General features: G+C 53.2%; 1 protein-coding gene and 2 pseudogenes. 2 read left to right on the top strand and 1 reads right to left on the bottom strand.

What is annotated here, in order from left to right:
- Nucleotides 1-261 precede the first annotated feature (261 nt).
- Nucleotides 262-940, bottom strand: a pseudogene (locus CSQ89_RS20930) (IS6 family transposase).
- A gap of 80 nt (nucleotides 941-1020) precedes the next feature.
- On the opposite strand from CSQ89_RS20930, the pseudogene CSQ89_RS20925 reads away from it, so the two are divergent.
- Together CSQ89_RS20925 and CSQ89_RS20920 are read left to right on the top strand one after the other, a co-directional pair.
- Nucleotides 1021-1236, top strand: a pseudogene (locus CSQ89_RS20925) (hypothetical protein); the annotation flags it as partial.
- Nucleotides 1237-1823: 587 nt separating this feature from the next.
- Nucleotides 1824-2615, top strand: a complete 792-nt coding sequence (locus CSQ89_RS20920) for an EAL domain-containing protein (RefSeq protein WP_099407910.1) — start codon at nucleotides 1824-1826, stop codon at nucleotides 2613-2615.
- Nucleotides 2616-2756: the final 141 nt, after the last annotated feature.

The following is a 2756-nucleotide window of genomic DNA, read 5'->3' as shown; positions in this document are numbered from 1 at the left end:
TACGGTAGTACTTGTGCTCCCTCGCGTTGTACGTCTTCTCAACCGTGGGTCAATACGGATAGGCGTGCCTTTGCTTACTGGGAATAAATCATCAACGTAGTTGCATTTCTTGTCCCCTGTACCTGAACAAGGTCAGGGGATTTGATTTTTCAATTTCGATAGCCCAGGTGTTATGAATCGCTCAAGGGCGACATGGCGCTGTTTTGGGTTCTGTCGCAATAAAGGGTGATGGATGAGAAAAGCCCAGTCCCGTGGTGGTCCTCAGTATGCTAGGGAATAGAATTGCTGCGCTGAAGATAAAGGGGTGCCCTTGGGACAGTCGAGCTGCCCCTTGCGGATCATGTGCAGGGTTTCGATACCGGCAATTATCCGGGCGGCCGAACGAAATTCCTTGAATCCGAGCATCGGCCGAGTTCGCCGTTTGATGGCGCGGTGATCCTGCTCGACAAGGTTGTTCAAATACTTCGACTGGCGTAGTTCAACGGCCTGACCGACAGCGTCGAATAGGCCGTGTACGGCAGCCGTGTTGGCTCCGCTCTTATCGATGGTGATCTTCTCAGGCACGTCATGCAGCGCGATAGCCCGTTCGAAGAACCGCCGGGCCATGCTTGGCCGTGAGCAGGAAGTCCACGGTATGGCCGAGTGTATCGACGGTACGGTACAGGTACTGCCACTGACCGTCGACCTTGATGTAGGTCTCGTCCCTCCGCCAACTCCGTCCCACCGGTCGCTGGCGCTGACGAAACACCTTGGCCAGCACGGGCAGGCGTTTGAACGCCCAGCGGTGTATCGTGGCGTGATCGACCGTCACGCCGCGTTCGGCCATCATTTCTTCCAGATGACGCAGGCGCAGTGGGTAAGCTGCGTACCAGCGCACGCACATCAACCTGATCTCCAGCGGATAGTGCAAACGCTTCAGGACTTTGCGAAGGCTCGACATCTCGAGCTGAAGGTGGACGGCTTTCATAGGCTCCGCTTACCTGAACATTTTCACTTCAACGGGCTTATTGCGACAGAACCTTCAAGTCACTGAAGACCGCGTATGCCACCCTCAAAGGATTGGAGGTGATGCGGGCGCTGAAGAAACGGCAGGCCCGGGCTTTCCAGATCCAGGACGGCATCCGGGGTGAGGTGCGTCTGGTGGAGCGGGCGTTCGGTCTGGGACTCAATGCCCTGGCTGAAGCCATCGAACACGTCACGAGCCTGCTAGATACACCTGTGGTTGCGGTTGCCTGAAAAGGCCAGAACCCCACCCTTTGTGCGCTCTCCAGTTTTTTTGCAACAGCGCCCACGGCAGTCCATCATGCGGGTTCGGGACAAGGCAAGTGCGTCCAAGAGCCCATTTTCTGAATCCAAATAATGACAAACACCTAACCCGGTTTTTGTTCCGTTACACCTCAGATCCCTCATTTGATTTAATGCACCCATATGCCAAATTAAGTGATGACTAGATTGTGGGACGCATCCTCAGCATTTACTTTGAAGGGGTAAAGGCAATTTGAACTGGTTCTGGTTTTCTAGGAACGCCGGCACCAGAAAAATGAACCACAGTGAAACTGACCAAGCTTCCGTTGGTGAGCACTAACAACACAGAACGTGTCCAGCGCGGTCGAAAACACAGAGCGTTGCGTAGTGCGGACATTGGTGCAGTGACATTTGCAAGCAAACCGCATATGCCGCCGTAGAGCGGTTGGGCACGATTGCCCAAGCGGGCACAAATAGTCTGTTCAGATGAAGAAGTAAGGTCATGCATGATGCTTGCCCCATTTCTTCAGCCTGCTTCATGACTTTAATCGTGATATTTGTGGAATGGGAGGAAAGTAATGCCAAACCTTGAACACCACTCGGCAACCGAAATTACGTCTCTCAACTGCGAGGGTTGCAGAAATCCTGGTTTGCTGCCTTTTGAATTCACCATGGCTTTCCAGCCTATCGTCGATGTAAGAACTCTGCGTCCGGTTGCATACGAAGCACTGGTACGTGGACGAGATGGTGAGTCGGCAGCAAGCATTCTTTCGCAGGTTGATGACAGCAATCGTTACCGCTTCGATCAGGCATGCCGAGTCAAGGCAATTGAGCTTGCTGTCCGCTTAGGTTTGGGCAAGCATGATGATTGCAAGCTGAGCATCAACTTCTTGCCAAATGCGGTGTATCGCCCAGCATCTTGCATACGCGCCACGCTAGAAGCCACCGAGCGTTTCGGTCTATCGCATTCACGGCTGATCTTTGAGGTGACTGAAGGAGAAAAGGTCCGGGATAGCGCTCATCTGCAGAGCATTTTTGAGGAATACAAGCGCCATGGCATGATGACTGCAATAGATGATTTTGGGGCGGGGTATGCAGGGCTGAACCTGCTGGCTCAGTTTCAGCCGCACATTATCAAAATGGATATGGAGCTCACTCGCGGCATTGCCGATGATCCCGTCCGACAGGCAATTGTAGAAGCTGTTTGCCTGGCCTGTAAAAAGCTGGGTATACGCATAATTGCCGAAGGTATAGAAACGCAAAGCGAAGCGGATTTACTGACCGAATTGGGCGTTACATGGCACCAGGGGTATCTCTATGCCAAGCCGGAGATTGAAGCACTTCGCCTGCTGCACGGAAATTTCGCCTGACGCGTACCGAAGTCCCTATTCACCCGGCAACTAAGTGTTGATCAGGCGGCGTACTTGATCCTGGGGTCTTCGAAATAGGAGCACACTCGTTCCGGGGTGTTTTCCAACATCTCCATATGGGCTTTGGTCGCTTGCTTGAGC

The organism is Chitinimonas sp. BJB300, assembly GCF_002735695.1.
Lineage (GTDB): Bacteria > Pseudomonadota > Gammaproteobacteria > Burkholderiales > Chitinimonadaceae > Chitinimonas.
This window is presented reverse-complemented; position numbering and strand designations above follow the sequence as displayed.

Bases quoted from the DNA above. Each gene is read 5' to 3' on its own strand.
- CSQ89_RS20920 (WP_099407910.1), top strand. From the start codon at position 1,824: ATGCCAAACCTTGAACACCACTCGGCAACCGAAATTACGTCTCTCAAC.